This is a genomic window from Tessaracoccus sp., assembly GCF_016714275.1.
Taxonomy (GTDB): Bacteria; Actinomycetota; Actinomycetes; order Propionibacteriales; family Propionibacteriaceae; genus Arachnia.
Genome location: NZ_JADJNP010000009.1, coordinates 26,924 through 50,850, shown reverse-complemented (window position 1 = coordinate 50,850; position 23,927 = coordinate 26,924). Strand labels below are relative to the sequence as shown.

At 68.5% G+C, this 23,927-nt stretch carries 40 protein-coding genes; 14 read left to right on the top strand and 26 right to left on the bottom strand.

All coding sequences use genetic code 11. The annotated features are described in order from the left end of the window. The 3 genes from IPJ61_RS20080 to IPJ61_RS20070 form a co-directional block, all read right to left on the bottom strand. Positions 1 to 1,320: a hypothetical protein gene (locus IPJ61_RS20080; protein WP_297112082.1), complete on the bottom strand. Its 1,320-nt coding sequence runs from the start codon at positions 1,318 to 1,320 to the stop codon at positions 1 to 3. Further along, the gene (locus IPJ61_RS20075) at positions 1,317 to 1,883 is read right to left on the bottom strand and encodes a hypothetical protein (RefSeq protein ID WP_297112080.1); all 567 of its coding nucleotides are present in this window, start codon (positions 1,881 to 1,883) and stop codon (positions 1,317 to 1,319) included. Before IPJ61_RS20075 ends, IPJ61_RS20080 begins: the two co-directional genes overlap by 4 nt. Positions 1,884 to 1,977: 94 nt before the next feature. Further along, the gene (locus tag IPJ61_RS20070) at positions 1,978 to 2,268 is read right to left on the bottom strand and encodes a hypothetical protein (protein WP_297112077.1); all 291 of its coding nucleotides are present in this window, start codon (positions 2,266 to 2,268) and stop codon (positions 1,978 to 1,980) included. A gap of 48 nt (positions 2,269 to 2,316) precedes the next feature. Here IPJ61_RS20070 and IPJ61_RS20065 point away from each other — a divergent pair, with 48 nt between their 5' ends. The 6 genes from IPJ61_RS20065 to IPJ61_RS20040 all read left to right on the top strand — a co-directional run bounded on the left by IPJ61_RS20065 (position 2,317) and on the right by IPJ61_RS20040 (position 3,990). Further along, positions 2,317 to 2,709, top strand: coding sequence for a hypothetical protein (locus tag IPJ61_RS20065; RefSeq protein ID WP_297112075.1), 393 nt, complete (start codon positions 2,317 to 2,319; stop codon positions 2,707 to 2,709). A gap of 2 nt (positions 2,710 to 2,711) precedes the next feature. Then, positions 2,712 to 3,023 (top strand): hypothetical protein, encoded by a 312-nt coding sequence (locus IPJ61_RS20060; RefSeq protein WP_297112073.1) that lies wholly within the window; start codon positions 2,712 to 2,714, stop codon positions 3,021 to 3,023. Positions 3,024 to 3,042: 19 nt separating this feature from the next. Continuing rightward, positions 3,043 to 3,216: a hypothetical protein gene (locus IPJ61_RS20055; protein ID WP_297112071.1), complete on the top strand. Its 174-nt coding sequence runs from the start codon at positions 3,043 to 3,045 to the stop codon at positions 3,214 to 3,216. A gap of 2 nt (positions 3,217 to 3,218) precedes the next feature. Then, positions 3,219 to 3,350 carry a hypothetical protein gene (locus IPJ61_RS20050; protein WP_297112069.1) on the top strand — a complete coding sequence of 44 codons (132 nt, stop codon included), beginning with the start codon at positions 3,219 to 3,221 and terminating at the stop codon, positions 3,348 to 3,350. Between the two features lie 102 nt (positions 3,351 to 3,452). Further along, positions 3,453 to 3,761, top strand: coding sequence for a hypothetical protein (locus tag IPJ61_RS20045; protein WP_297112067.1), 309 nt, complete (start codon positions 3,453 to 3,455; stop codon positions 3,759 to 3,761). 19 nt (positions 3,762 to 3,780) lie between these two features. Next, entirely contained in the window at positions 3,781 to 3,990 is a 210-nt protein-coding gene (locus tag IPJ61_RS20040; RefSeq protein ID WP_297112065.1) for a hypothetical protein, read from the top strand. A 4-nt stretch (positions 3,991 to 3,994) separates the two neighbouring features. On the opposite strand, the gene IPJ61_RS20035 is transcribed toward IPJ61_RS20040, so the two are convergent. Further along, a complete protein-coding gene (locus IPJ61_RS20035) occupies positions 3,995 to 4,204 on the bottom strand; it encodes a hypothetical protein (RefSeq protein ID WP_297112063.1) in 210 nt (69 codons plus the stop codon). 44 nt (positions 4,205 to 4,248) lie between these two features. After that, positions 4,249 to 4,722 carry a hypothetical protein gene (locus IPJ61_RS20030; protein WP_297112061.1) on the bottom strand — a complete coding sequence of 158 codons (474 nt, stop codon included), beginning with the start codon at positions 4,720 to 4,722 and terminating at the stop codon, positions 4,249 to 4,251. Between the two features lie 55 nt (positions 4,723 to 4,777). Here IPJ61_RS20030 and IPJ61_RS20025 point away from each other — a divergent pair, with 55 nt between their 5' ends. Together IPJ61_RS20025 and IPJ61_RS20020 are read left to right on the top strand one after the other, a co-directional pair. Then, positions 4,778 to 5,146 carry a hypothetical protein gene (locus IPJ61_RS20025; RefSeq protein ID WP_297112059.1) on the top strand — a complete coding sequence of 123 codons (369 nt, stop codon included), beginning with the start codon at positions 4,778 to 4,780 and terminating at the stop codon, positions 5,144 to 5,146. Between the two features lie 4 nt (positions 5,147 to 5,150). Next, positions 5,151 to 5,495 carry a hypothetical protein gene (locus IPJ61_RS20020; RefSeq protein ID WP_297112058.1) on the top strand — a complete coding sequence of 115 codons (345 nt, stop codon included), beginning with the start codon at positions 5,151 to 5,153 and terminating at the stop codon, positions 5,493 to 5,495. A gap of 286 nt (positions 5,496 to 5,781) precedes the next feature. Here the strand turns inward: IPJ61_RS20020 and IPJ61_RS20015 are convergent, their stop codons facing one another. Continuing rightward, positions 5,782 to 6,450 (bottom strand): esterase/lipase family protein, encoded by a 669-nt coding sequence (locus tag IPJ61_RS20015; protein WP_297112056.1) that lies wholly within the window; start codon positions 6,448 to 6,450, stop codon positions 5,782 to 5,784. Positions 6,451 to 6,556: 106 nt separating this feature from the next. Here IPJ61_RS20015 and IPJ61_RS20010 point away from each other — a divergent pair, with 106 nt between their 5' ends. Next, a complete protein-coding gene (locus IPJ61_RS20010) occupies positions 6,557 to 7,351 on the top strand; it encodes a hypothetical protein (protein WP_297112054.1) in 795 nt (264 codons plus the stop codon). Between the two features lie 13 nt (positions 7,352 to 7,364). After that, complete coding sequence (locus IPJ61_RS20005; RefSeq protein WP_297112052.1) at positions 7,365 to 7,658, top strand: hypothetical protein; 294 nt, start codon at positions 7,365 to 7,367, stop codon at positions 7,656 to 7,658. Here the strand turns inward: IPJ61_RS20005 and IPJ61_RS20000 are convergent. Genes IPJ61_RS20000 through IPJ61_RS19985 form a run of 4 tightly spaced genes read right to left on the bottom strand, consistent with a single transcriptional unit; the run spans position 7,655 to position 8,839 of the window. Then, entirely contained in the window at positions 7,655 to 7,957 is a 303-nt protein-coding gene (locus IPJ61_RS20000; RefSeq protein WP_297112050.1) for a hypothetical protein, read from the bottom strand. The two genes, IPJ61_RS20005 and IPJ61_RS20000, sit on opposite strands and share 4 nt — an antisense overlap. Before the next feature lie 32 nt (positions 7,958 to 7,989). After that, a complete protein-coding gene (locus IPJ61_RS19995) occupies positions 7,990 to 8,163 on the bottom strand; it encodes a hypothetical protein (RefSeq protein ID WP_297112048.1) in 174 nt (57 codons plus the stop codon). An 18-nt stretch (positions 8,164 to 8,181) separates the two neighbouring features. Continuing rightward, positions 8,182 to 8,517, bottom strand: coding sequence for a hypothetical protein (locus IPJ61_RS19990; RefSeq protein ID WP_297112046.1), 336 nt, complete (start codon positions 8,515 to 8,517; stop codon positions 8,182 to 8,184). Between the two features lie 22 nt (positions 8,518 to 8,539). Further along, entirely contained in the window at positions 8,540 to 8,839 is a 300-nt protein-coding gene (locus IPJ61_RS19985; RefSeq protein ID WP_297112045.1) for a hypothetical protein, read from the bottom strand. Between the two features lie 35 nt (positions 8,840 to 8,874). Here IPJ61_RS19985 and IPJ61_RS19980 point away from each other — a divergent pair, with 35 nt between their 5' ends. Continuing rightward, complete coding sequence (locus IPJ61_RS19980) at positions 8,875 to 9,252, top strand: hypothetical protein (protein WP_297112043.1); 378 nt, start codon at positions 8,875 to 8,877, stop codon at positions 9,250 to 9,252. Positions 9,253 to 9,390: 138 nt separating this feature from the next. Here the strand turns inward: IPJ61_RS19980 and IPJ61_RS19975 are convergent, their stop codons facing one another. Further along, entirely contained in the window at positions 9,391 to 9,636 is a 246-nt protein-coding gene (locus IPJ61_RS19975) for a hypothetical protein (RefSeq protein ID WP_297112041.1), read from the bottom strand. A gap of 26 nt (positions 9,637 to 9,662) precedes the next feature. Here IPJ61_RS19975 and IPJ61_RS19970 point away from each other — a divergent pair, with 26 nt between their 5' ends. Together IPJ61_RS19970 and IPJ61_RS19965 are read left to right on the top strand one after the other, a co-directional pair. After that, on the top strand, positions 9,663 to 10,589 hold the full coding sequence (locus IPJ61_RS19970) for a DUF5661 family protein (RefSeq protein ID WP_297112039.1): 927 nt from the start codon (positions 9,663 to 9,665) through the stop codon (positions 10,587 to 10,589). Continuing rightward, positions 10,586 to 11,140: a hypothetical protein gene (locus IPJ61_RS19965; protein WP_297112037.1), complete on the top strand. Its 555-nt coding sequence runs from the start codon at positions 10,586 to 10,588 to the stop codon at positions 11,138 to 11,140. The genes IPJ61_RS19970 and IPJ61_RS19965 overlap by 4 nt, the downstream gene beginning before the upstream one ends. A 214-nt stretch (positions 11,141 to 11,354) precedes the next feature. Here the strand turns inward: IPJ61_RS19965 and IPJ61_RS19960 are convergent, their stop codons facing one another. Then, on the bottom strand, positions 11,355 to 11,561 hold the full coding sequence (locus IPJ61_RS19960; protein WP_297112035.1) for a hypothetical protein: 207 nt from the start codon (positions 11,559 to 11,561) through the stop codon (positions 11,355 to 11,357). A 365-nt stretch (positions 11,562 to 11,926) separates the two neighbouring features. Between IPJ61_RS19960 and IPJ61_RS19955 the strand changes: the two genes are divergently transcribed. Further along, positions 11,927 to 12,226 carry a helix-turn-helix domain-containing protein gene (locus tag IPJ61_RS19955; protein ID WP_297112033.1) on the top strand — a complete coding sequence of 100 codons (300 nt, stop codon included), beginning with the start codon at positions 11,927 to 11,929 and terminating at the stop codon, positions 12,224 to 12,226. A gap of 2 nt (positions 12,227 to 12,228) precedes the next feature. Here the strand turns inward: IPJ61_RS19955 and IPJ61_RS19950 are convergent, their stop codons facing one another. The 14 genes from IPJ61_RS19950 to IPJ61_RS19885 form a co-directional block, all read right to left on the bottom strand. Further along, positions 12,229 to 12,447 carry a hypothetical protein gene (locus tag IPJ61_RS19950; RefSeq protein ID WP_297112031.1) on the bottom strand — a complete coding sequence of 73 codons (219 nt, stop codon included), beginning with the start codon at positions 12,445 to 12,447 and terminating at the stop codon, positions 12,229 to 12,231. Between the two features lie 47 nt (positions 12,448 to 12,494). Beyond that, the gene (locus IPJ61_RS19945; protein ID WP_297112029.1) at positions 12,495 to 13,043 is read right to left on the bottom strand and encodes a JAB domain-containing protein; all 549 of its coding nucleotides are present in this window, start codon (positions 13,041 to 13,043) and stop codon (positions 12,495 to 12,497) included. Between the two features lie 3 nt (positions 13,044 to 13,046). Next, a complete protein-coding gene (locus IPJ61_RS19940; protein ID WP_297112028.1) occupies positions 13,047 to 13,322 on the bottom strand; it encodes a hypothetical protein in 276 nt (91 codons plus the stop codon). Positions 13,323 to 13,333: 11 nt separating this feature from the next. Then, a complete protein-coding gene (locus tag IPJ61_RS19935; RefSeq protein WP_297112025.1) occupies positions 13,334 to 13,489 on the bottom strand; it encodes a hypothetical protein in 156 nt (51 codons plus the stop codon). A gap of 47 nt (positions 13,490 to 13,536) precedes the next feature. Then, positions 13,537 to 13,947, bottom strand: coding sequence for an NUDIX domain-containing protein (locus IPJ61_RS19930; protein WP_297112023.1), 411 nt, complete (start codon positions 13,945 to 13,947; stop codon positions 13,537 to 13,539). After that, positions 13,944 to 15,377, bottom strand: coding sequence for a DUF4326 domain-containing protein (locus IPJ61_RS19925; protein ID WP_297112022.1), 1,434 nt, complete (start codon positions 15,375 to 15,377; stop codon positions 13,944 to 13,946). Before IPJ61_RS19925 ends, IPJ61_RS19930 begins: the two co-directional genes overlap by 4 nt. 6 nt (positions 15,378 to 15,383) lie before the next feature. Next, a complete protein-coding gene (locus IPJ61_RS19920; RefSeq protein WP_366505977.1) occupies positions 15,384 to 16,133 on the bottom strand; it encodes a DNA adenine methylase in 750 nt (249 codons plus the stop codon). Between the two features lie 477 nt (positions 16,134 to 16,610). Further along, positions 16,611 to 17,171 (bottom strand): 5' nucleotidase, NT5C type, encoded by a 561-nt coding sequence (locus IPJ61_RS19915; RefSeq protein ID WP_297112018.1) that lies wholly within the window; start codon positions 17,169 to 17,171, stop codon positions 16,611 to 16,613. Then, complete coding sequence (locus IPJ61_RS19910; RefSeq protein WP_297112016.1) at positions 17,168 to 17,557, bottom strand: nucleoside triphosphate pyrophosphohydrolase family protein; 390 nt, start codon at positions 17,555 to 17,557, stop codon at positions 17,168 to 17,170. The genes IPJ61_RS19915 and IPJ61_RS19910 overlap by 4 nt, the downstream gene beginning before the upstream one ends. A 41-nt stretch (positions 17,558 to 17,598) precedes the next feature. Then, positions 17,599 to 19,725 (bottom strand): Dam family site-specific DNA-(adenine-N6)-methyltransferase, encoded by a 2,127-nt coding sequence (locus IPJ61_RS19905; protein WP_297112015.1) that lies wholly within the window; start codon positions 19,723 to 19,725, stop codon positions 17,599 to 17,601. 40 nt (positions 19,726 to 19,765) lie between these two features. Next, complete coding sequence (locus tag IPJ61_RS19900) at positions 19,766 to 20,233, bottom strand: hypothetical protein (RefSeq protein ID WP_297112013.1); 468 nt, start codon at positions 20,231 to 20,233, stop codon at positions 19,766 to 19,768. 23 nt (positions 20,234 to 20,256) lie between these two features. Continuing rightward, the gene (locus IPJ61_RS19895; RefSeq protein ID WP_297112011.1) at positions 20,257 to 20,772 is read right to left on the bottom strand and encodes a hypothetical protein; all 516 of its coding nucleotides are present in this window, start codon (positions 20,770 to 20,772) and stop codon (positions 20,257 to 20,259) included. A gap of 1 nt (position 20,773) precedes the next feature. Continuing rightward, positions 20,774 to 23,560, bottom strand: a complete 2,787-nt coding sequence (locus IPJ61_RS19890) for a DNA polymerase (protein WP_297112010.1) — start codon at positions 23,558 to 23,560, stop codon at positions 20,774 to 20,776. 80 nt (positions 23,561 to 23,640) lie between these two features. Beyond that, positions 23,641 to 23,877, bottom strand: a complete 237-nt coding sequence (locus IPJ61_RS19885; protein WP_297112008.1) for a DUF3310 domain-containing protein — start codon at positions 23,875 to 23,877, stop codon at positions 23,641 to 23,643. Positions 23,878 to 23,927 lie beyond the last annotated feature (50 nt).

The window sequence follows — 23,927 nt, the reverse complement described above, 5'->3', positions numbered from 1 at the left end:
TCAGACCCCGCCTTGGTGGAAGACGCGCACGAGCTGCTCGATGTCGGTCTCGGGCAGCACCGGTGAGAAGTCGGCCCACGCGAACGTGCCGGCGTTGCCGAGGTAGACGTCGCCCGAGCCGCCGGTGACGGCGGTGGTGCTGTCGGTCGTGACCGAGGCGTTGCGGATGCACTCGAGGCCGTAGTCGTTGCCGGTCCCGACGACGGCGGTCATCGCGACCTCGAGGGCGCCCAGCACGTAGACGCCCGACCCGAAGTTGTCGGTGCAGCGCAGGTTCGAGAGCGCCCACGTCCCGAACAGGCACTTGATGCCCGCGCCGGTGCCATTGCGGACCTCGGCACGCGTGATCTCCGCCGAGAACTGCGAGCTGCTCGAGCCCGCACCAGCGCCGAACGGTGAGCACGCGTCGAAGACGACCTGATCGAGCGTCGCGTGGCCGCGTGCGCAAGTCATCGTCAGGCCGCGCCCAAAGACGTTCTGCAACAGCAGGCTCGCACCACCCTCGACGATCAACCCCTGGTTCCGGACGACGCACCCGTAGAGCGTCACGGGCGCGGCGCCGCCAGCCGTGTGGAGGCCGTTGAGCGTGCAGGCGTAGAAGTCGACGGGCTGGTGCGCCCAGACCGTAATCGCGGCCTGCTTCGCGTCATCGGTCGACGCGAGTGAGAGTCCCCGGAACGACCAGTCCGCGAGCGCGTTGAGGTGGATCGCGCCGTCCAGCCCCTGCGCCGTCACGCCGTAGGTCAGCGACGCGCCGGGCGCGTATGCGCTCACGGCCGCATCGAACGCCGCCGTGCTCGCGACGTAGATCGTGTTCGGGCCCGCCCCGGTCGTGTACTCGACGACAGGGCCGAGGTGACCGCTGCCGTCCAACATCAGCAGGTCGTCGATCTCGTTCGGACCAATCGCCTCCGCAACCGTCAACGTGGCGAGCCCGGTGATGCCGTCGTCGGCCTGGGCCGTCACGGTGAACGCCCGGACCTCGGTGAGATCCGCGACGAGCTGGACCTGGCGGCGGTTCGGCAGGTCGGGCACGACCGGCGCGGCGTAGGTGTTGATCGTCGCACCCAGCGCGCCGCCGCCGAGCTGCAGCAACTCCGCGACCGCGATCGTCATCCCGGTGACGTTGATGATCGTCGGGCGGTTGCTGCCGTAGAGCGGCACCTCCCGCAGCGCCCGCGCGAGCGTCGCGAACGCCGTCAACGCGGTCGTGCCGTTGTTGTTGTCGTCGCCGGTCGGTCGGACGTACCACGTCAGCGCGGCGGTCCCGACGGGCCAGTCCCGCAGGATGAAGCGGTCGGAGGCGAAATCACCGATCATGGGTTGAACACGCTGAAGTGGATGAGGTCGCCGAGTTCAGGCGCCGTCGTCGTCTCGACGTCGAACGCGCCGACGAGTTCGGAGCCGTCGACGACCGCCAGGCTGAACTGCCGGACGACCGTCCCCAACCGCCACAAGACCTCGTAGTTGGCGTCGGGTTGCGCGACCGGGATGGGCACGGTAAACGCCGCGCCCTCGACGCCCGTCGCCGTGTACGTGAACGCCTGCCAGTTCGTCGGGCCCGTCCCACCGCCGCCACCACCCAGGTTGACGCCGCGGTCGATGAACGGCTTGTTGGGCAAGTTCTGTGAGCCGTCACCGAAGACCCGCTCGATCGTGTGCCACAGCTCGCAGAGCACTCGCCCGGTCTCGACGCCCGCGCCGTTGTTGATGACCGTGAGCGTCGTCGCCGTCGACGAGACGTAGTCGAAGTTCTGGTTCTCGAAGGTGATGTGGTCCGGCTCGACGTCGGTGCCGTTGAGCTTGATGTCGTGCGGCAGCACCGCCGTGGCGCCAGGCGCGACGTCAGTGAACGTCAGCTGGGACTTGAGCGTATTGGCCACGGTGAGGTCAGGCTACCACAGCGCCCGACAGGCTCGCCAGCCCCTTGCGAGCTTCCCCGAATTGTCCGGGTCCCGCGGACTTCCTCGACGGGCGCTACCGCCGACGCCGGCGGGCACCGGCGACGGCCTTGGTCGGCACGCGATCGCGGATGGCCCGGTAGCCACGGATGCTGGCGGTGCCGAGCGCGAACGTCAGGACACCCCACCCGAACACGGCCTTGGTGAAGTCCGACACCGGGTTGTCGGGCGCCGCGGCCGCGGCCTCGTCACTCCAGGCGTCGCCGAGCCACTGGCCGCGGTCGTCGCCGAGACCGACGCGCGAGAGGAGGCGCTTGAAGACGCCGGGGCCGGACTTGGTGCCGTCGAGGGTCATGGCAGTGGGCATGGTTGGAAGCCTACCACGAGCCTCAGGCGCGGTGGTAGGCTTGCCCGCATGGCACTGAAGAAGCTGCGGCCGGAGGCCAACTACATCGTCGTCGTGACGACGTCCGATGACCGTATTCTGGACCGACAGGCGCTGGCGCCGCAGGCCGCGGCACGCGTGGCAGCACACGTTGTCCGCAACGCCGGTCGGAGCGCGCGGCCGCTGCACGCCTACGTGCTCACACCACGCATCGCGGCTATCTACGCCGACGCGCCGTGGCAGGCGCCGGCCGTGATGCGCTGCTACCCCGGCGGCCGCCTTGGCGCGAAGCCGCGCGCTGTCAAGCGCGCGCAGGCCATGACCCGGGCGCCGGCGCGGTGTTTCCGCGGCGACGACGATGATGCCCGGGCATTCCGGCTCGCGCTGCGCGCGCCCAAGAAGCGTGCCCGGAAGCGGAGCTGACCGTGGCCCGCACCAAGAGCCCCCTCCACATCACCGGGTGTCGGCCCTGGCCGTTCCCGCGGCCGTTTGGCAAGCGGCGGACGATGGGATGCTACTGGACCTGCCGCGGCGACCTCAAGGCCGCACAATTCGTCGATCGCCGTGACCCGACGTGGACGGCCGTGCTCCACCCGTCCACGAAGCGGTCGGGCTGGCAGGTCTCGCGGTTCGATCAGTACGGCGCCGTCGGCGACGTCATCCGGCCGACGTGCAGCGCGGCGCTCAAGGACGCGGAGATCACGCCGTATCGCTGGAAGCTGGTCACGGTCGCCTGACCGATGCTAGAATCGCCGCATGGCCAAGACGTGCAACGATTTGAAGAAAGCCCGCGCACAGCTCTGGCGTGAATTTGTCTACGCCGGCGGGCGTGGCGTCGACCTCGCGAACCGGATCGACACGCTCGACAGGGCCATTGCGCGCTGTACACGTACGGCACGCCGGTCGAAGCCACGCCGGCCGAAGGCCTGACCATGGACTTCCGTGACGCCCGCGACATCGTTGCCACGACACCGCCGGAGCTGCCGCGCAACCTGCCCCGCGCCCTCCGCGACGCCGGGATCCCCGCCCCGACGTGGACGGGCAGCGCTGCGCCGACCCTCTAGTTCTCGCCGCTCCGCCCGTTCTTCGGGCTACGTGTCCCAGGCCTGACGACTGTGCTCGAGCGATGGGGGTGCGCATCGGCGCCGCTCGACGGTGACATCGTCATGAAGTTCGAGCTGATCCCTGTCGGGACGGCGCTGGCGTGGTTCCTGTTCGACGCAGCCAACCGCCTCCGCCGGCCTATCGAGCTGACCGAGGTGGCGATGCCGTCTGACGGCTACCGCGCCGCCGCGCTGTTCGTGAACCCGCGCGGGCTGTGGCAGTTCTCGACCTTCGTCGACTGCGTCGGGCCGACGGGACACGACGACGGCGATGACCCCATCGACTTGCTCGATCGTGGCCTCCATCGCTACCGATTCTGGAACCCCGGCGCGGTCGACAACCTCATCGAGCGGCTTGCCGAGTGCGGCTGACGCTGCGCACCATCAGACGATGGCACACACCACGCGTCTCGCCACCTCCGCCGTCTCCACGGTCAACGCCCGTGGACGCTGTCGCGTCGTCGTCAAGCGCGTGCCGCGCGGCCGGTCCGTCAACGACTTCTACGCACCGCGGGCCCACCGCCGCACGCCCGTGACGGCGGCCTCTGTCGAGGCCGCACGCGAGATCGCCGCGAGCTACGACATCCGTTGCCCGGCCTGACCCATCAGGCGCGGACGCACACGGCGGTGAGCCGCCACGGCACAAGGTACCGGCGGAGCCGATCGACCTGCCGCACGGTGAGCCGCTTCGCACGCACCTCGGCGCCGGCGCCGCTGACGAAGCCCCAGCCCTGGCGCCGGGTCGGCGTCGCGGCCACAAACATCCGGAGCTTGGCGCTGTCCACGAACGAGCACTTGAACCGCGGGGCCGACATCACGGCAGCGTACCACGCACGTTGACCCCGCGGCGCCGTCTGCGTCACACCACGTTGCGCTGAATCAGGCCGTTGATCATGTAGTACATCGCCGCCGCCTCACGGGTCCGGTGCATCTCGCGTTGGGCTGGTGAGAGCGACGCCAACCAGCGTTCGTGGCGAGCTTTCGCCTCGGCACGTGCCGTAGCCGCCGCCGCGTCCGCAACCTCGGCTGCCGCCTCGCAGGCGTCGCAGGGCTCACAGTAACCCAGCTCGCGGGCGCACGAAACCGTGGCCTTGCACTGCAGGCACGTCTGGGAGACGTCGCGGCCCGCGGCGACGGCCTGGTCATAGAGATCCTGGACGATGGCGCGCATGTCCGCGCAGCCGGCGTCGCTGTCGTCGTACCAGGCGGCGCGGTACGCCGCGACGGCGTGCTTGAACAACGGCGATTCGCCGAAGATCGGCGCCCACCGGGTAATGAAAGCCCGGACGGGCGCGGCTTCGGGATCAGGTTTGTCGACGGTGGCATCGGACATCAAGCAGAGCCTACCAGGGTACCCTGACAGGGCTGCGTGGTAGGTTGCGTAGCCGATGCACCCCGACGAACTGTTCACCTACCTTGCGGACGAGCCCGCGCCCGACCGGGGCCTGCGGATGAACGACCGCCAACGCGCGATCTTCATCGTCGCGCGGCGCGTATACCAGGCGACGGACAACGTCGTCCGGCTCTGGGCGGTCCCCGGCGACAACCCGCACGTCCTCCGAGCACGACACGAGGCGGGTGCGCGCGTGTCCGAGTTGGTCCACCTGACCCTCGCGCTGCTCGCAGCGTTCTACGGCGACGCGCGCTGGGATGCTGCCACAGCACGCTTCAGCATCCGGCTTCAGACAGCCTGCGCGGACCGAGTCCGGCACGCCGAGATGGCGGCGCGATGTCACGGTGCTGTGGTACCAAGCTGACAGCATGCCCCTCGAACTCTCCGTCCCGCCGTCGACCTTGTTGGCACAACTGCAAGCGCGCATCGTCGACCTCGAACGCCGCGCCGGTGAGCTAGCGGCCACCGCAGCCGCGGAAGCCGCCGACGAGCTGCGCGCCCGCCGTACACAAACGGTCGGCATAGACAGCGCGCCCGTCCTGCCGTTGCGGCCCGTTGGTGAATTCGAGGCGCGTCGGGTCCGTCAGCACATCAACGGCTTGCGCTGCGTTTGCGAATTGATCGCGCACACGACGGCACCGCTGACGGTCTCGATGACCGACCTGCTCTACCTCGGCTTGGTAGTCCAACCAAGCGGCCTCGGGTTCGACTGACCGATGACGCTCCGCCAGATCATCCTCTTGCAGGCATGCCGTGAAACGCTTGACCGTGCCAAGCGCGCAGCCTGGTGGCGGCACCGGATGCTAATAGCGGGTACCGAAGACGCCCACGCAATCGCGACGGATACCTATAACCGTGTCTGCGCTTCCGTCTACGGGATGGTCCGCCTTATCCAAGTCATCGTCGAGACGACTTGGCGCGAGATCGCCGATGACGCTGCCGTGGCCCGCTTCGTCGCGCGCTTCACGCGCACGATCGACGATGCCATCGCCGCCGACGTCACGGCGCGGGGAACGCACCGTCACGCAGAAACGCGATCGCCAGCCGCTGTGCCTCCGGGTGATCCATGATCGCCGTGTGGGTCGCGTCGACGGTCGCGAACGCGGCCGCGCCCGACAACCGCGTCTCGCGCACGAGGACGGTGCCGTCGGAAGGTTCGTGCGTCGGCAAGAATAGCCGGCCAAGCCAACCTGCCGGATGCCAGACACCGGGCCGGCGCGTTCCTGCGATGATGGCGAACGGCGCCGGCGGGTAGGGCCAGTCGGTCGGGCGGCCGGTGCTAAGTTGAGCCGCCGCGGGCAGCCGTGCGAACACATCCGACCCAACAGTCGTGCGGACCGCGCGCGCGATCGCGCTGCCCTGGTTCGGTGGCGCGAGCATGACGATGCGCTTCCACGTAAGCGGCTTACGCAGGTACCGGATCAGGACACCACCGAGCGAGTGCGTGACGGCGAAGATCGGGCGCGTGCCGAACGTATCCTGGAGCTGGGCCTGAACGGCCGCTGCGGCAGCTTGAGGTGACGCCGCCAATGTCGAGTACCGAATGAGGTGCGGTACGTACCCGGCGGCGCCAAGTGCATCCGCGAGCCCATGCATCGCGCGCGGGCTCCGCGCAAGCCCATGCAAGAGGACGACGGAGGGTCGGTCGCGCGTGATCTCCAAGGCCATCCCCGTAAGCTACCGCAGGCACCGCGATGATGACAGGGCGGCCAAACACAGCCAGCCGCACCTGCCTGCTTGCCGCCATCCCGAGCCTGTGCGTATGCTCAGCACCATGGAAGACACCGCCTTCGACGTGAGCGACACCACCCCCGAGCCGACTTCCGATCCCGCGACGCCCGTCGAGGCGGCCGAGGTCGCTGTCGAAGTCGACGCCGCCACCTCGCCGAACGACGCCGACGCCGGCGTCGGCGACGAGGTCGCCACCGCCGACGCCGACGCGCCCGCGGACGAGGTCGAGGTCGACCTCGCGCCGCTCGCGCCGCCGCCGACCGCCGAAGAACTCGCGATCGCCCGCGCCGACGCCGCCGAGGCCGCGCTCGCCGCCGCCATCGCCGGCATCGAGATCGCCAACCAGGCCGCCGCGGACGCCGCCGAGATCGCCGCCGCCGAGGCCGCCGACGTGGTCACCGCGCTCAAGGCCGAGCTGGCGGCACAGGCCGCTGCGCATGCCGAGGCCATGATCGCCGCCGCCGCCGCGGCGACAGCCGACCTCCACACCCTCGCCGCGGCTGTGGATGCCGCCACCGCGGACATCGCCAACCGTGACGCGCAGCTGACCGCCAAGGACAGCCAGCTGGGCGCCAAGGACGTGCTGATCGCGCAGCTGCGCGAGCACCTGGCGGTCGCCGACGGTCGCTACGCCGCGCTCCGCGCCGACCTGGCCGCGACGACGCCGTGGTACGTGGACATCCAGCCGAAGAACGCCGGTCCGCGGGCCCGCAAGCGGCTGATCGTCGTCGCCAAGGACATGCAGCGGGCGACCACGAAGGCCACCGGGTACGCCCAGGGCGCCGACGTGCTGGCGATCGCGGCGAACACCGAGCAGGTGCTGCTGTTCGACGTGTGATACCGTCGAGGGCATGAACCCCTATACAGTCCGGTTCCCGAACGGCGCCGTCCACAGCACGCCCACCCTCGCCGCTGCGCTTCGGTACGCAGCGCGCGCTACGCGTACGACGTATCCCGGAGGTCGTGGTGCACCGGGTATGCCGAGCGTCTACAAGGGCGCCGCGAAGCTGGCCGCGTGCCGGATCGACTACAAGCGACGCCGTGGCCCCAACCGGGCGCGTGACGACGCACCGAGCGGTGTCATCGTCGCTGTCTGCAAGCTGCTCAAGGCCGGCAAGGCCGAGCTGCAGCGGACGCGGCGCTAACGCCGGCGGCGCCGTGCACGACCCAACGTCACGGGCTCAGCGCGCAGGCACTTGGTCGTGAAGGCGTAGGCGAGGTCGACGATCTTCGTGTGCGGGGACCATGCCGTCGAGCCCGCCTCGCGGCCGTGTGCCTCGGACGCGCCCTTGGCCTCCCACATCTCGAGGATGTTGGTATAGGCCGCGCCGCAGCTGCCACGCGCAAGCGCCGCCTCAGCGGCATCCAACCGCTGCTTGAGGTTGGACATCTGCGCGTCGCGCTGGTCAGCGTGGTGCTTCTTGGAACCTGCAAGGCGAGCCATGCCCACGATGGTACCAGGCGCCACAGCCAGTGTCACCGCCGACGCGACGTCCGGCCGCGCGTGAACCGGTGGTCGCGGGCCGCAAAGCCGACCCAGGCGAGCGCCGCGGCAGCGCCGACGAGCGCGAGCGGGCCGATCCAGCCAGTGCTCGAGGCGGCACCGAGGTGGACAGGCGGAGGGGCGTGACGGGTAGCCTGGAGGTACATGCTGCCGAGCGTACCACGTCACCGTCGACGCGCGCGCGCCAAGGCAACCACGGGCATCGGGTGCTGCTTCCAAAAGGTCTTCTTCCACGCATGCGTCTGCGTACAGACCTTGGGGATCTTCTTGACCTTGCCGACAGCCTTGAGGCCCGACGGCGTGTACCGCCCGACGTGGGGATTGCTCGCGTCCAGTTTGTGCCCTGGCTGAAACGTACAGAGCGTGACGACCTTGGCCGTCGCGTGGAGCACGATCGCGCGACCACGGCGAAGCTGCGCACGCCCGTGCGGGGCACGCGGTGCCCAGCTATCAGGACGGAGGACGACGGTACCGCGGGTGAGAACAGGTTGCTTGGCCATGCGCACGAGCTTACCACTACGCCTACGGCCGCGGACAACCGCGCTCCGGGCTGTACGCCCAGGCGATCAACGCCAGGTGGCGGCGGGTCGGCGCCCCATCGGGGCCCCGCGGCGGTTCGTGGTGTTGCTCCATCTGCGCCATGTGGCGCGCGATGAAACCCGCCCGGCGCTGCCGCCAGTAGGGCGACAGCTTCGCAGGGTCGCCGCCGGCGCGCTTCCAGGCGGTCAGGAAGCCACGCGGCGAGCGGGCGACCGTCGAGACGCCGCGGGCGCGCATCGCCGGCTCGTGGCGGGCGATGCAGGCGAGGGGAAGGTAGCGCATGGACACGAGCATAGCGCAGCTTGTAAGCTCACCCCATGCCCCGCGCGTCCAAGCCCAAGCCCGAGCTATACAAGATCATCCGGTTCTTCAAGGAGGACCGCTGCAAGCGGAAGGTCGTCGCCCGCAACCTGACGCGCGCCGAGCGCGACGCCTGGATGGCAGACCGCAACTCCAGCTCGGCGACAGCGTGGAAGACCTCGCCGATCAAGACCACGCGCCGATGCGGTGCGTGGTTTGACGGTTGGACGCGCCAGGGTCGGGGCGCGTCGGCGTCACTACAGGGCGCGCGCGTACAAGACATGCCGTGGGAGACGCTGCTGTCGACGGCGTACGCAGTCAAGTGGAGCCCCGAACGCGTCGCTGCGCAGGCTGAAGTCGAACGCCGACGCGACGCGCGTCAGCGCCGGCGCTAGCGCTTCCCGCGCAGGTACGTCTCGCCGGCGGTCGTGAGGATGCACCGCGCGTACTTGCGACCCTCGTAGGGCCGCCGCCGCGTGCACGTCATGAGCTTGATCGACCGGTGGCCGGCCGGCGTGGCGAAGCCTACCGTCTCACTGGCGCTTCTTGTCACGCAAGAGCACCTGCCCCGCCAGGGTCAGCGTACACTTTGCAGCGCCGGTCTGCACACGGCGGCAGGTCATCAGCTGGACCGGTCGGCCGCCAGGGCGGCGCTGAACCAAGTCCGCCTTTCCGGTGACCTTGGCCAGCATCGTGGCGACGCGGGCGCCCCGGCGTGCGGTGGTGAAATGTTGGACGACGGCGCCGTCGACGCCGAATGCGATGACTTGAAAGCTCATGCTGGTCAGCCTACCATCGCCGGACCATGGAACGCATCCCCGGAGGCAAGGCCCGCGGCGGCCGCTGCCCGCGCAACGTCGACAAGACCGAGCTGGCCCGCGGCATCAAGGTCGAGCTGGAACACACGGCCGACCGCCGCATCGCCCGAGAGATTGCCTGCGACCACCTGACCGAGGACAAGCGGTACTACAGCAAGCTGGCGACGATCCACCTCGACGGGCCGCGTGGGCGCCGGACTACGGCCACGTCGACGCTGCCGACGCTGCCAGAAGCCGAGCATGCGGAGTGGGTGGCACAGGCTGCGGTCACGACGGCGTTGAAGTCCCGCGACGCGACCGCGATCAAACGCGCCAAGGACGCACACGCCGCCGCCGTCGAGGCGACCGAGCGCGCGTGGCATCGACTGCCGCCTGCGACGCGGGCGCAAATGCGCGAGGCCGGTGAGGGTCCGCCCGGACTCGACGTCGAGACGCGCGCAGAGCGTGCTGGCGCGTTCAAGGTGCGTCGGCCGGGACTCCGGGGCCCCAACGACACCTTCACTGTCTACAAACGAAATGAGACGACTGGCCACGCCAGCTACGTCGGGACGTTCACGTCGCAGGTCGACGCACAGGCGTATGTCGATCAGCAGGCCGCGCAGTCGCGCAAGTTCGTGACGTTCGAGGTCTGGACGGGGACGCCGCGGGCGCCGCGGAAGCCGGTGGGTCCGCAGGTCCGCGGACTGCACGGCAGCCGGCGTGCGCCAGACCGGCTTCGCGACCAGGCCCGCCCAGAGGTCGTAGGCTACGAACTCGACCGCGATACGCTCACGCCGATACGGACGACGATCCGCACAGATGTGCCGGGCGACTACGGCGCCGACCCAATCGGTGACGGTATGTTCCGAATGGTCCCGAGCGGCGACATCGTCGATTATGCCGAGCGTATGCGACGGCTACCCCGCAAGCGATGACCACGCTGCGCCACAAGACGTGCGCCAACCTGACGATCGCGCGTACCCGCAAGAGTACGTTCGGCGACGACGTCGTCATCGAGGCACGTCAGCACGGCCAGCGGGTCGGCGTGATCCTCGCGAACCACGTCGGCGACCCGCTCGGGCTGCAGGTCGCGTGGGTCAACGTCAGCGCCGGCCTGCGCCGCTGCGGCCTCGCCACGCGCCTCTACACGGCGATGGCCCAGGTCGCGTGCGACGCCGGCGGCGTGCTCAGCAGCGACGTCCTCCGCAAGCCGACGACCGAGGCGTTCTGGCGGAAACAGGTCGCCAAGAGCCGTGCGGTGTGTGCACGCGCTGCGGGACAGTCACCACACCCCGACTACGGACGCGGTGGCTGCGAGACGTACGCGCTCACGACGTGTCCGGTCACGACGCTGGCAGCGGCACGCCGGCGCCGCGCCGGACCTTTGATGCTACAGTCGCCTCCATATGGAAAGCACAACGGACAAGAGTCCGTTCGACGTCGAGGCGATCAGCGAGACGGAAGAATCCGTACTGCAAGAACTTGAGGATGTCGAACAGCGGCTTGCGAAGCTACACCGACTACCTTTGCGCCACCTGCGGCGGCGTCTCCCGGACCTCATTCGTAGCGGCGTGCTGGCCGAGGATGCGGTCGTGATGCGGTGGCTATCGGTGTATGAAACCGCCATGGAATACGCTGCGGAACGGAACGCGTCAGCAAGCCGAAAATGATGCGCGCCTGCCGGGATGCCTGAATCCAGGTTAACCGCCGATCGTCAGGTAGTGGCGCCACTCGTCGAGGCTGACCGGCGACAGCGCGGTCAGGCGTTCGACCAGCGCCGCCGCCTCGCGTGCGCTCGTAAACGACCCCGTCGCGCCGTAGTTGAGGTGGACCCAGATCCGGTGCTCGGCACGTTGCCGCGTCGGCGCCCCGGTCTTGTACCGACCGCCTTCCCACACCTGCAGCACGCCCCACCGCCGGTACTGGACGTACGAAAACTCGCCGCGGAAGTCGTTGTCGATCGCGATCCGGAAGTTCGCGAAGACCCCGACGGCGGCACGATCACTGTTAGGGCTGCACCATGATACCCAGACAGTAGCCGACGCCGGTCATCGGGACAAGGCTACCGCCGGCGGCGGACGGCGGTGGGCTTCGGCGGCGCGCCGCAGAGCTTGAAGAAGACGGCCACGGCCTCGGGGCCCTTGGCCTGCGCCTTGGCGAAGGCCAGGCGGCTGCACCGGCTCGGGCGTTGACGTGTACGGCGGCGCCATCCCATGCCTGAACTATACCAGGCCACGCTGACGGTGTCAGCGGCGCATGGTATGACCCGGCGATGCCGCTACGCCAGGTCAGCGCGCGTGCCGCTCGAGCCGCCCGCGCCGCCCTCCAGCTCACCCAGGCCGAGATGGCGCGCTTCCTCGGCGTCTCCTTCGCCAGCGTCAACCGCTGGGAACAGGACCGCGGCACAGGGCCACGAGGCCTAGCCGCACAGGTCTACCGTGCGATCTTGCGAGCACGTCACCGCATCACGTTGATGCGGCTCCGCGAGATCCCCCACGAGGCGGACCGAGGGATGGCGCTCATGCGCCTGTTCACGGCCGCGTGGTCGCCCACAAGCCCGTTGCGGCAGTGACGTCAGCGGCCCGGACGCGGACCGGCGCTAGCGCGGCCGCGCTTGGCCCACGGCGGGACCGGCGGGCGGGGTGGCCGCGGCCGGCGGGTCGGAGCTTCCGGCACCGGCGCGGTCGGCTGCGGCGGCCCCGCCGTCGACTCTGCCACCGCGTTCATCGACGTCATGGTGCCGTTGACCGTGATGATGACGACGGTCACGCCGGTCGCGCGGATGTTCAGCAACGCGCGTGTACGCGCGTCGATAGTCGTGGACGGGGGCCAAGCCGCCATCAGCGCCGCCGGATGCGGTAGCGTCGCGCCGGCCGGCGTGCGCCACGAAGCACCATCGGGTCGACGTCGGCGATCGAGCCGCAGCCAGACTGACCGACGATCAGGTGGTCGATGACCGGGATGCCGAGCAGCTTTCCCGCCTCGACGAAGCGCTTGGTCAAGTCGACGTCCAGTTCACTCGGTACTGGGCTGCCTGACGGGTGGTTGTGCGCGATGATGACGGCGCTCGCGTTGAGCATCACCGCCGTCTTGAACGCCTCGCGCGGGTGCACCGCGACATCCCCGACGCTGCCGCGTGCGATCTCCTCGACGCCCTGGACCTGGTTCTGTGGGTCAAGCGCCAGGACGTAGAACGACTCGCGGTCGGCGTTGCGTGCGCGCCGGAGCAGCGTACACGCGTCGTCAGCGGTGTGGACCTTCGTCCGCTTCGCCGGGCGCGTGATGCAGACCCGTGTCTCAGCCCCCGGCAGGGGGCTGCAGGTCGTGGTCGTGGCACCGAGGCCCTGCACTGCAGTGCGACGGCCGCCGCGTGAGACTCGACGCGCCACGCCCTACCCCAGGTTCTTCTGGGCCAGCCAGAAGCCAGCGGCGACGCCGAAGACGGCGCCGACCACCTTGGCGATGCCGGACCAGCCGGGCACCAACGGCGCGCCGAGTGCGCCCGCCGGCGAGTAGAGCTTGAAGCCCTCGTTCGGGACGGGCGACCAGCCGAACGCGCTGTATCCGCCGCCGCCCGACGGGAAGGTCGGGCTGTAGCGGATCAACTGGTTCGGGTTGTTGGGCTGCAGGCGCACGTCCTGCTGCCACCGGGTCGCGGCGACGCTCATGGTCGAGCGCCTTAGCGCTTGCCCTTCGCGCGGACGCAGCGGCCACCCTTCGCGTAGCGCCAGCCCTTGCGGAGCCGGCCCTTCGAGGTGGTGCAGCTGCCCTTCGAGGCAGACTTGCGGGACTTGCGGGGCTTGCGCGAACGACCGAGGAGAGTGATGGACGCCATGGGTGAACGGTTACATGGCGTGCAGGCTGTGTCAAGCGGGTCTGCGCTTACGCCAGCCCGCCGACGTACGCCTTGACGAGTGCGTAGAACGCCGTCGTGCCGGGCGTGGCCGGCAGCTTCAACAGCAACTCCGACGGCGTCACCCACCGTAGCGCGGTGTGCGCATCAAGGTTGACCTGCGGGACCTGCGCGCCGATGCGGACGTGGTACAGGGACAGGGTCACGGTGACGTCGAGCACGAGCGTCAGCCGTCCGATCCGGTGACCGACGGCCGGCGTGACGCTCAGCTCCTCTTGCCACTCGCGGACGAGCGCCTGAGTGTCACCTTCGCCCGGCTCGACCTTGCCGCCGGGGTACTCCCACTGCGCCGGGAAGGCCTTGTCCGGCGGACGCAGGCCGACGAGCACGCGGTGTTCGGCGTCGACGGCAAGGCCAGCAACGACCCGGAGCCGGCTCACGGCGCCACCTCAGCAGCAGGCGGCGGCGGGTAGGCTTGTGCGGCGAACCGCAAGAACTCACCGTCGGACTTCGCGCCCGCGGCGGCCTTCGCGATCTCGGCGACGTGCGCCGGGAAGTCCTGCTTCTGCATCCAAGCGAGGTAGCCTTTGACGGCAGCAGACCGAACGTCCGTGCCGGCGTGCTTGCCGAAGTTGAGGATCACGCGGCCGTCCTTCCAGATGAAGTGTGTGGTGAAGCCGAGCCAGGTCGCACGGTCAGGGCACGCGATCGTCGCGATCTCGTCCCAGTATTTGCCGGCATGGCCGAAGTTGTCGAGCATGCCCAGGAGCACGCGCCCCGTCGCGGCGACGTCGGCGCCGGCGCTGTGGGCATCCTCGAACGCAGCGCCAACGAAACGCTGGTGGGCGCCTTGGAGCGTCCGCGGCTCGCACACCCGCCAGAGTTGCAGCGGGTCGATGATCAGCTTGCCGCGGAGATCAAGCCGGCGCCCGACCCGCCGCAGCGCCGCGTCGATCATCGTCAGGTCGAACTCGATGTTGTACCCGACGACGACCGTCGCCGCCTCGATCACCTGCTCGACGTGGACCGCGGCCGCGCCGAACGACGACGCGGCCGCGACGTCCTCGTCACGGATGCCGTGGATGGCGGTCGCCTCCGCCGGGATCGGGATCGACGGCTTGAACCGCCAGACCTCGCCCGGCCCCGGACGGTCACCGTCGCCGAACCCGAACTGGACGGCCAGCTCGATGATCTCGTCCTTCGCGCGATCGATGCCGGTCGTCTCGACGTCGAGGATGATGACGGTCGTGTCGTAGTCATCAAGGTTCACGGGCTGAGGTGGTACCACGGCGGTCTGACATTCAGGCGCCGGTACAACAATTTCCTCACCGGCGTCCGCGTTCAGCGCTGCGACGCCGGCCTCATAGACGTCGTCGTACTGTGGCGGCGGGTCAGGCGTGACGTATCGTGCTGCTTGCGCCGCAGCACGACCTCGGAGTTCTTCACGGAGTACCTCGCGCGGCGTCGTGGCCGCTGGCGCCGTGACCTTCGGCGGCGGCGCGTCGGCCAGTTCCGCGAGCACGTCGCCGTGGCAGATGTCGGGCTTGCACCAGCAGCCGAGCACCTTGCCCCGCAGCTCGGGCAGCCGTGCCATCAACTGCGGCTGGGTCTGGATCCAGGTTCGGTACCGCTCGATGACCTCGGACTTAGTCCCGTCGGCACCTTCCCGGAACGGGTTGCCCCAGATGCTCTTGCGGCCACGGCCGATGTAGACGTCGTAGCGGTAGTGTGCCGCGTGTGTAACCCGCGTCCGCGGTGTGCAGATGCCCTGATCCATGCCGGTCTGGACGTCGACGGCGTCGAGACAACAGATCATGCACGTGTCGCCGTCCCAGATGTGGGGATCGTCGTCAGGTCGTTCCGTCGGCATAGCTCCTCAGTGGTAGCGCCAGGCGATAATTTCGCGGCGCTGGCGACGCGTTCGGCTGGCTGTAGGACTCAGCAAACAGCGTGTCTGGAACCCGGCGCGGACGAGCAAGCGTTCGATGTCAGCGACGTTGCTTACGACCGCGTTGATACGCGCATCCGCAAGCCAATCGATGACATCGAGGAGGTCTGCGATCGTCCACGTCTGTGTTCCGTACCCGAGCGTCTCGGGGTACGGCGGATCAAGGTACACGAGGTCACCGTACTCGAATGTTGCGACGGTGCTACGCCAGTCACCGGTTACAACAATATCCGCGGCACGCAACCACTTGACCGTGAACACGTGATCGAGTTGGCGGCGCAGGTACGCCGGTTCACAGAACGTAGCTTGGAGCGGTGCCGTACTCTGCGTAAACCGGCCCGCGCTGTCGGTCTTCCACCGGTGCCCCCATGCCGTGTGTAGACAGATCGCAAATCGCTGTGCGCGTGTTATCACGTCGAGCTGACCAGCCTCATCGTCTGTCAACCCCCGCCAGAAGTCGAAGTCTAGATAATTCGATGGGATCGGCACCGGGTCCGGCGTGCGCGCGGTGTCGAGCAACGCGGCCAGCCACGGATTCGCGTCACCAAGCACGTGGTCAACGCAGGGTTGCTTGCGCCGAATTTCGCGTGATACCGCGGCGCTACCTACGAACGGATCGAAAAACCGCGCACCAGGCTTGAGGCCTGCCGTGACAAGTTCAGCGACGTCGTGGAGCAACCATCGCTTAGACCCGTTCCACGGAAACCAACCGCGTGCGCCAGGCGGTAGACGTGCGGTCACGACCATCCATTCCAGATGTGGGGATCGTCGTCGGATCGGTTCATCGCCGTGGGTCCCAGAGCTTTGCTGCGATCGCGCTTAGGGCTAGCGCCTGTGCATCCCGGTGCGCGTCCAGGCGTTCCATCCGGGCCGTGATACGCGGCTTGCACGTAGCTGCCATCATCCTTCTTGACGTAGTTCCACATGCGTCACTCCCAACCGTTACGCCGCCGCAGCCACGCGGGCCCGCGACAGCCAGGTGTCGAACAACAAAAACCGGCGCGGTCCCACGCTGCACTACACAGCCGGACGTCGGCGTCGCGGAGCACGTGCTTCGTCAGCCGACGCTGGAACCGCACGGGCACCGTCAACGTGACCGCGACGATCGCGACGATCTGACCGGTCCCGCAGACCGAACACGGCTTCCGGCCGGCGTCACGGATGCTCGGCGGCGAGGGCATAGACATCCTCCCAGACGTTCGTCCGGGCCGCACGGCCGACGGCCGCGCCGGCGTTGTACGGCTGAGCCCACAGCACGGCGGTGCCGATGCGCCGATCAACCCACCGCCGGACGTGCTCGACCTTGTCGTCGATGAACACGTCGCCCGCGACGAGGTACTTGGCGTCAGTGTGGACGATCTGCTTGCGCGTAAACCCGAAGTGCTCCTTGAGCCACCAATCCCGCTCGCTGACCCAGTAGAGCGCGTCGAACGGCGCCGTCACGGCGTAGACGTCCGCGATCTCACGGAGCGCCGCGACGCCGACCTGCGCGCCGGGACACGGCGACAGGCTCGCACAGAACGCCGACCGACCGACGGCTTGCTTGAAGGCGGCCCGCTGCGCGGTCGTGAACCCGAGCGCGTCGATGATGTCCCAGGTCGTCCGGGACTCGGTCGAGACGTCACGACCCAGGATCTCACCCGCGACGCGGAGCGCCGCAGCGTAGAAATCGGCGAGGACGTCGTCCACGTCGACCAGCACGACGGGCCGGCTCACGGCGTCTCCAGCGCCGTCCGCTCGGCGTCGAGATCCCGGGCGAGCGCCTGGGCCTGCGTGAACTTGTCCGGGAACCGGACCTTGAGCTTGGCGATGTTCTTGGTCCAGCTCTCCTCCCAGGTCGAGCCGATGGCGTCGATCATCAAGTTGGAGTACCAGCTGAAGTCGCCGTGCTCCTCGACGAGGTTGACCTCGTCGAGCGGCTTACCGTAGATGAGGTGCTTCTTGAGCTGATCGGCCGCCTCACCAAGCTCAGTCGCGAGGCCGAGGAAGGCGTGCAGGAGCCGACCGATCTTCCGGGCGTGCGCGACGTCGCCGCCGAAGAACGCCGGGTTGATGAAGTCGGGGGTGTGCTCCGTCCGGAGCGCGTCGGCTTGGTAGGTCACGGTGCCTTCTTTTCGGGGTGCGGGGTGTTCGATGCCAGTCGTCACAGCGGGCCGCCGCTGATCACGACGCAGTACGCAGGGACACGGCGCCCGGGGTCCGCCGCGACGGGCCGCCGCTCAAGGGCCGACTCGATCGTCCAGCCCGCGTAGAAGTCACGGATGCGGACGGTGTCGGAGTTCGTCAGGATGACAGTCGCGCCGCGCTCGCGCGCACGGTAGGCTGCACGCGCCAGCCGGAGCTGCGCGTCGGCGTCGAACGGCGTCTTGACGTAGCTCGTGAACTGCCCCTTGGGGCCGTCGTAGGGCGAGTCCGCGAAGACGACGTCGCCGGCGCCGGCCTGATCGATGACGTCCTCGAAGTCCCAGCCCGGGAAGACCTGGGCCTGCGCGATGTGTGCAGCGACGGCCTCCAAGGTCTCCGGCGTCGGCACCGAGACGCGTGCGCGCCGGCCCCACGGGACGTTGTACTCACCCTTGCTGCTCTCGCGGTAGACGCCGTTGAAGCTCGCGCTCGTCAGCCAGAGGAACCGCGCCGACGGCTCCCACGACGCGTCGCTGTACGGCGTCGCGTTGTGCTGCTGGCGCAGCTCGTTGAAGCCTTCCTGGGTGTTCCAGTCTTGGTCGAGCGCGAGCCCGTAGCCGGCGGCGTACTCGGCGATCTCGCGCGGGTGCTGCTGGAGCCACCACCACAGGTAGCCGAGCGGTAGACAGGCGTCGCCGAGGAGCATCGGCGTCCCCGGCGGCATCGCCAGCGCGACGGCGCCCGAGCCCAGGAACGGCTCGATGTACCGACCACCCGGCTTGAGCGCGGCGGTCGCGCGCACGGCGAGGTCGAGGGCCTGACGGCGCTTGCCGCCGACCCAGCGGAGAAACGGCGGGATGGTCGTCGGTGCGAGCATGTCGATGTCCGTGGTATCCTCGGCGTCGTCGCCTGTCATGGTGGCCTCGTAGGCCGCGGCGATCCGCGGCGTCGCGATGTCGTCGACGAAGTGGGCGTCCAGATCAAACCCGATGAAGCTGACGTGCTCGAGCGCGCACGCCGCGCCGGTGCTGCCGCTGCCCATGAAGCTATCGAGCACGACGCCGCCGGGCGGCGTGATCAACCGGACGAGCCACCGCATCAGCTCGGTGTTCTTCGCGGTGGGGTGGTCGTTCGTGACCAGGCCGCCCGAAGTCTTGTCGCGCTTGGGCGCCTTGGCGACGTAGAAGAACCGGGAGGCACCCCCGCTATCGGCGTGGAACGCGCCCTTAACACGCTTGCGCTTGTTGTAGGCGTTCGCGATCGGCGCGCTCGGCTCATCGCCTTGAACCGGCGCGGCTGCACCGACGTCGCCGCTCTGTGCGTCGAGCATGGCCGCGGCTTCGTCGTCGAGGGAGAGGTGCGCGGGCCAGCGGCCGGTCGTCTCAGGTCGATCGAACTCGACGCGGGCAAGGTTTCGCCCCGCGTCCGGCTCCGCACCAACGCTGCCGCTGCGCTTACTCGTGACACGACCTTGCGGCGTCGCCGAGGCACGGTCAGCGTCCGACGTGTAGCCAATCCGGCACCCATCGACGTTCAGCGCACCGGTGCCGTACTTCAGGACGTTGTCGACGACCGTCCCCTCGAGCGGCTTGCGGATCAGGATCCACTCCTCGTATGCCGGCTTCATCGCCGTGCTCCAGCCTTCCCACCGGGCCGCTTCCGCCGTCGCGGGCGCGGTCAACGTCGCGCCGTTGTCGCTGCGGTCGCTGACCGTACCGCTCGCCGTCCCGCCGATCGTCCCGATCGCGCCGGCGCGGTACTGGACGACCTGCCGCACCGCACCGAGCTTCTCGTCGATCGCCTTGCCGACGTTGATCCCCTTCGGGAAGCCCGTCCCGAACAGGTGCAGGTGCTTGTCGCGGATCTCGAAGCCGGCATCCTCGAGCGCCCACGTCGTCCAGTGTGCCGTCCGCGGCAACGCCCAGACAAGGCCGTGGGCGCCAGGCTTGAGGACGCGGTACCATTCAAGCGCGGTCCGCGTGATGAAGTCGACGAACGCATCGCGCTCCCGAAACTTGTCCCACGCCTTGTTCATGAAGCTGATCCCCGCCGGCGGGTCGGTGACAAGCGCATCGATCGAATCCGACGGGAGCCGCGGGATCAGCGCGAGGCCGCTGCCGACCGCGGTGATGTAGAACAGCTGCATGACCGTCGCGGAACCTAGCACGGGGGCCTGACAGCCCCGGTCACACGCAGGCTTGCCGCATCAGCGTGTGCAACACGACGGTCACCGGGTACACCAACGGCGTGATCGCGGTAACCGTGAGCACGTGGTTGATTTGCATCGGCATGAAGGTCGCCCGGACAAACCGCCCCGTGTTCAGGCCGAAGCCCGTACACGCAAACAGGGGCCGCGACGTACCACCGCGCGTCAGCGTCACGATCGCATCGGGGGCCATGCATGACACCGCGTAGATGCAAGCCTCCTCGTCTCGCCGCATCTGCAGCGCGGGTCCGTCGACGACCGGTGGGGCACCGCCGACAACAGACAACTGGCCGTCTGCGGCGACCCGGACGACGACGTCACGATCGACGAACTCGGCAGACGGCCGGTGGACGCCACCAGTGTCGAAGGTGCTGCCGGCCAACCAAGCGCGGTACGTCGGATGATCAGCAAGGCGGCGGCCGACGAGCGTCGCGATCTGTGTCCGCATCTCAGCAAGCTGCGCAGCGATGTTCACTTGGACCCCCGGTCCAGCTCGTGGGCCGGCGGCACGTACAACTCGTCACGCAGGAAATACCCCGCGAGCGTTAAGACGTGGGTGCACGCGCGCGGCGTGCCGTGCAACCCGAAGTCTTGCTCGATCCGCAGCGTCAAGCCGGGCGCCACGGCGATCGGTGCGATTGGGTGCAGTACGTCGGGCGCCGTCGGTGCGAGCGTGACCTGTCGCTGGCCGCAGTACCAGAGCGTGACGGTGAGGCACGGCACAGGCACGTGGATGCCGACGATGTACCAGACCTTATCCGTACGCTTCGGGTCTCGGCGGCGCGGCTCGGTCAAGTAGAAGCCAGGATCATCAGGATCGGCCGCGTCCCAGTACATGCGCGCACCGGCGAGCTTCGCGTGCGGCACAGGAATACCCATGTGCTGCTGAAAGGCGAAGTCACGGTGGATGAACTCGTCGACAGACAAGCGCGTGCCGTCGGCGAGGTGGTAGCTCAACGTTCCAGGAGCGACAGATATCGTTGACATCTCAGACCTTCACTTTCTTGAGTCCCGGGCGGCCGACCGGCCACACGAGGTAGGGGTGCTTTTCTTTCTGCTTGTCCGACGGCTCGACGGCGTAGCTGTAGCCCGCCTTGAGGTCGCACGGGAACAGGATCTTCTGACCGTTGACGGCCTCGACCTCCTGCGTGAAGGACTCTTTGATGTCCAACGCCAGGCTGGGCACGTCACCCTCGTCACACTCGAAGTAGTCGGCGTCGTGCTGGTTGAGAATCAGGAACGCCGAGCCCTTGTACTTCTCGAGCCGCGGGAGCAGCCGCGAGTAGCCGATGTCCATGATGTCGGCGCCGGCGAACTGGTTGGGGTTGTTCGCGACGTCGGTCGCCGGTGGCTTGCCCATCGGGAAGACGCGCCGGCGGCCGAGGAGGTAGGACCACAGCGTGTACGGCGGCTGCGACGTCTTGGCGAGCAACCGTTGTTGCCACGCGAAGACGTGGCTGATCCGCGACTTCATCTTGACGATCGCCTGGGACGTCATCTTCAGCGTGATGTGCGGCGCGTCGGCCGAGACGGCCTTGTGGACGGTCGCGTCGCTGCCGCCGTAGATCGCGCCGTACTCGAACCGCTTGGTCAGGTCGCGGTACATGTTGTACTGCTCGTTGCCCTTGAAGCCCTTGAGATCGGCGGCCTTGATCGCGGTCATCTCCGGGAAGACGAGCACGCCGAACTCGTGGTGGATGTCGAGCCCGTCGGCGAAGATCTGGCACAGGAACGGGTCCCCGCTCTGGACCGCGATCAGTCGCGCCTCGAGCTGCTCCATGTCGAACGCGACGATCGCACGACCAGGCGGTGCGACGAGCTGGCGGCGGACATTCGGGAGCCGCTTCTTCGGGTCGGCGTGCGTCTCGTTGCCCATCGTCCAGTTGGACGACGCCGGCTTGACCGAGCCGTACCGCCCCGAGATCTGCGTCGGCGACCAGATCGGGTGGACGCGCCCGTCGTCCTGGACGAACGGCGGCTTCCACTTGCCGTCGGACGCCTGGACCCACTGGAACATCCGGACGTTCATGTCGTACAAGGCTTCGTTGCCGCGCATGCGCAGCAACTCGTCGACGACGGCGTGGCTGGCGAACGCCTCGAGCACGGCCGCGCCCGAGGCCGTCTTGCCTTTCTTGGTCGTCTGCCACAGCGGGACACCGGACGCCTTGAGGAACGCGGTCGCGTGGCCGTCGTTGGACGGCTTCCAGACGAACTTGCCCTTGTCGATCTCGCGGAGCAGCTCCTCCAACCGGACCTTGACGCGCTCGGAATACGCGAGCGGCGCCCCATCCTCGTTGACGTCACCCTTGCGTGCCGTCTTGGCCTTCTCGGCCGCCAGGATCCGGTGCGTCCGATCGCGGATCTGATCGTACGCGGCGTACATCATCGCGTTCGCCTCGTCGATGTTCTCCTTGAGCCGTCGGACGATCTCGGCGTTGACCTCCGGGTCCACGTGGTACCCGCGCAGGTGCATGCCCACCGCGGCGTGGGCCTTCATCTTGTCGATCTCGTTGACCCGCTCGGTCTTGGTCCGCTTGATCCACTGCTTCGTCGGGACGACCGCGGCGTGGGTGCCGAGGACGTCCTTCGCGTTGTAGATCGCCTCGTCGGTGAGCGTGTCGCCGGCGTCGCGGAACTCGGACTTCCACGGCCCGACCGCGAAGTATTGCGAGACGACGTGTTGGAGCTTCTTCTTGGCGCCGGGCCACGCGGCGTGCTGACCGAGCAGCGTACAGTCGATGGGGCCGGCGTGGACGAACCGGTACCACTGGTTCTGCGAGACGGCCATGTCGTACGTCGCGTTGTGGTACTCCTTGGTGATCGTCGCGTCAGCGAGCACGGCCGCGTAGTCGGCGATCGTCGCGGCGTCGAGCAGATCCCATTTGACGCTGCACGACTTGCCGGCCGAGGCCAGCCCGATCAGCCGGATCTTTGCGACGAACGCCTGGAGGGCGAAGTTGCGGAGGTCGTCGTCGACGTACGTCTCGTAGTCGATCGCCAGCCGGCCGGTCTGCCGTGCGGCCGCGAGCCGCTCCCGGACGAGCCGTCGGGCGCGCGCCGGGTCCTGCAGCTCGAACTCGATCTCCTCGCCGACCCGCATGCGCAGCCGGATGTCACGCCCCTCCCCGAGCGCCTTGACCTTGAGCGCGTCCCACTTGAGCGACCAGAACCCGAGGTCGGACGTGTGGCCGCCCGTCTTCTCGGCGCCCTTGTTGCCGTCCTCGCCGCCATCGCTGGCGCGCAGGATCGCGGCCGGATGGATCGTCGGGATGAGGCTCCGCGGGCCCGAGCCGTCGACGTCGACCTCGAAGTGCGCACACGCGATCTCCGTGATCGGCAGCTTGGTCACGCTGTCGAGCAACGACTTCGCGGCGACACCGCCGAGCAAAAGCACCGGCCGCTCGGGGAAGTCCATCAGCTCGCGCTCGAGCCGTGGCCGACACGTCACCGCAGCCGCGTGCTTGTCCTTCTCGGTGGCCTTCGGGAACGGCTGACAGAGCGTCGCGTTGCTCAGGTAGACCTGATCACGCACGATGCCGGTCTCGGCAAACGCCTTCATCAGCAGCTGCCCCGTCGGGCCGACGAACGGCCGGCCGGTCTGGGCCTCGACGCGACCGGGGCCTTCGCCGATGGCGATGAACAACGGCTTCGCGGGGCCTTCCCCGACGACGGGGTGGTTGGGTGCGCCGTCGCGCGAGAACGGACAGTTGGCGCAATCCGCGCCGTCTACCGACCCACGGACGATCTCCGGGGCCGGCGTCAATTCGGTCGTCATCAGCATCACCTCGGGGGCCGTCGCGCGACCATTCCGTCACACAGGCCCGTCAGTTGTTGCGTGTGCCCGTTACCGGGCGACTACTTCTTGTTGCGGAGTGTCTTGATACGGTAGTCCAGGTAGAACAGCGCCTTCTCCAGGTCTTCGACGTGCTTGGCCGGATCCTTCTTGCCGGCCCGCGCGACGTACTTGATGACGTTCCACAGGATCGCGTCGCCCTCCAGCTCCCAGGCTGCGAGCACCTTGATCACCTCGTACGGGTTGTCAGCGCCGCCGTAGTGGTTGGGGTGGTTGACGGCCTCCGTGGCCGTACCCATCGCGCTAACGATGCGATCAACTGCCACGGCGGCAACTGCCCCAAACCCGG

Bases quoted from the DNA above. Each gene is read 5' to 3' on its own strand.
- IPJ61_RS19890 (WP_297112010.1), bottom strand. From the start codon at position 23,560: ATGACGACCGAATTGACGCCGGCCCCGGAGATCGTCCGTGGGTCGGTA.
- IPJ61_RS20015 (WP_297112056.1), bottom strand. From the start codon at position 6,450: ATGGCCTTGGAGATCACGCGCGACCGACCCTCCGTCGTCCTCTTGCAT.
- IPJ61_RS19985 (WP_297112045.1), bottom strand. From the start codon at position 8,839: ATGCGCTACCTTCCCCTCGCCTGCATCGCCCGCCACGAGCCGGCGATG.
- IPJ61_RS19955 (WP_297112033.1), top strand. From the start codon at position 11,927: ATGCCGCTACGCCAGGTCAGCGCGCGTGCCGCTCGAGCCGCCCGCGCC.
- IPJ61_RS19935 (WP_297112025.1), bottom strand. From the start codon at position 13,489: ATGGCGTCCATCACTCTCCTCGGTCGTTCGCGCAAGCCCCGCAAGTCC.
- IPJ61_RS19895 (WP_297112011.1), bottom strand. From the start codon at position 20,772: ATGTCAACGATATCTGTCGCTCCTGGAACGTTGAGCTACCACCTCGCC.
- IPJ61_RS20040 (WP_297112065.1), top strand. From the start codon at position 3,781: ATGGCACACACCACGCGTCTCGCCACCTCCGCCGTCTCCACGGTCAAC.
- IPJ61_RS19980 (WP_297112043.1), top strand. From the start codon at position 8,875: ATGCCCCGCGCGTCCAAGCCCAAGCCCGAGCTATACAAGATCATCCGG.
- IPJ61_RS20005 (WP_297112052.1), top strand. From the start codon at position 7,365: ATGAACCCCTATACAGTCCGGTTCCCGAACGGCGCCGTCCACAGCACG.
- IPJ61_RS20035 (WP_297112063.1), bottom strand. From the start codon at position 4,204: ATGTCGGCCCCGCGGTTCAAGTGCTCGTTCGTGGACAGCGCCAAGCTC.
- IPJ61_RS20030 (WP_297112061.1), bottom strand. From the start codon at position 4,722: ATGTCCGATGCCACCGTCGACAAACCTGATCCCGAAGCCGCGCCCGTC.
- IPJ61_RS19905 (WP_297112015.1), bottom strand. From the start codon at position 19,725: ATGCAGCTGTTCTACATCACCGCGGTCGGCAGCGGCCTCGCGCTGATC.
- IPJ61_RS19925 (WP_297112022.1), bottom strand. From the start codon at position 15,377: ATGCCGACGGAACGACCTGACGACGATCCCCACATCTGGGACGGCGAC.
- IPJ61_RS20065 (WP_297112075.1), top strand. From the start codon at position 2,317: ATGGCACTGAAGAAGCTGCGGCCGGAGGCCAACTACATCGTCGTCGTG.
- IPJ61_RS20055 (WP_297112071.1), top strand. From the start codon at position 3,043: ATGGCCAAGACGTGCAACGATTTGAAGAAAGCCCGCGCACAGCTCTGG.
- IPJ61_RS19940 (WP_297112028.1), bottom strand. From the start codon at position 13,322: ATGAGCGTCGCCGCGACCCGGTGGCAGCAGGACGTGCGCCTGCAGCCC.
- IPJ61_RS19900 (WP_297112013.1), bottom strand. From the start codon at position 20,233: ATGCGGACACAGATCGCGACGCTCGTCGGCCGCCGCCTTGCTGATCAT.
- IPJ61_RS19965 (WP_297112037.1), top strand. From the start codon at position 10,586: ATGACCACGCTGCGCCACAAGACGTGCGCCAACCTGACGATCGCGCGT.
- IPJ61_RS20020 (WP_297112058.1), top strand. From the start codon at position 5,151: ATGCCCCTCGAACTCTCCGTCCCGCCGTCGACCTTGTTGGCACAACTG.
- IPJ61_RS19970 (WP_297112039.1), top strand. From the start codon at position 9,663: ATGGAACGCATCCCCGGAGGCAAGGCCCGCGGCGGCCGCTGCCCGCGC.
- IPJ61_RS20025 (WP_297112059.1), top strand. From the start codon at position 4,778: ATGCACCCCGACGAACTGTTCACCTACCTTGCGGACGAGCCCGCGCCC.
- IPJ61_RS19975 (WP_297112041.1), bottom strand. From the start codon at position 9,636: ATGAGCTTTCAAGTCATCGCATTCGGCGTCGACGGCGCCGTCGTCCAA.
- IPJ61_RS19885 (WP_297112008.1), bottom strand. From the start codon at position 23,877: ATGGGTACGGCCACGGAGGCCGTCAACCACCCCAACCACTACGGCGGC.
- IPJ61_RS20000 (WP_297112050.1), bottom strand. From the start codon at position 7,957: ATGGCTCGCCTTGCAGGTTCCAAGAAGCACCACGCTGACCAGCGCGAC.
- IPJ61_RS20080 (WP_297112082.1), bottom strand. From the start codon at position 1,320: ATGATCGGTGATTTCGCCTCCGACCGCTTCATCCTGCGGGACTGGCCC.
- IPJ61_RS19995 (WP_297112048.1), bottom strand. From the start codon at position 8,163: ATGTACCTCCAGGCTACCCGTCACGCCCCTCCGCCTGTCCACCTCGGT.
- IPJ61_RS19990 (WP_297112046.1), bottom strand. From the start codon at position 8,517: ATGGCCAAGCAACCTGTTCTCACCCGCGGTACCGTCGTCCTCCGTCCT.
- IPJ61_RS20045 (WP_297112067.1), top strand. From the start codon at position 3,453: ATGAAGTTCGAGCTGATCCCTGTCGGGACGGCGCTGGCGTGGTTCCTG.
- IPJ61_RS20050 (WP_297112069.1), top strand. From the start codon at position 3,219: ATGGACTTCCGTGACGCCCGCGACATCGTTGCCACGACACCGCCGGAG.
- IPJ61_RS20070 (WP_297112077.1), bottom strand. From the start codon at position 2,268: ATGCCCACTGCCATGACCCTCGACGGCACCAAGTCCGGCCCCGGCGTC.
- IPJ61_RS20010 (WP_297112054.1), top strand. From the start codon at position 6,557: ATGGAAGACACCGCCTTCGACGTGAGCGACACCACCCCCGAGCCGACT.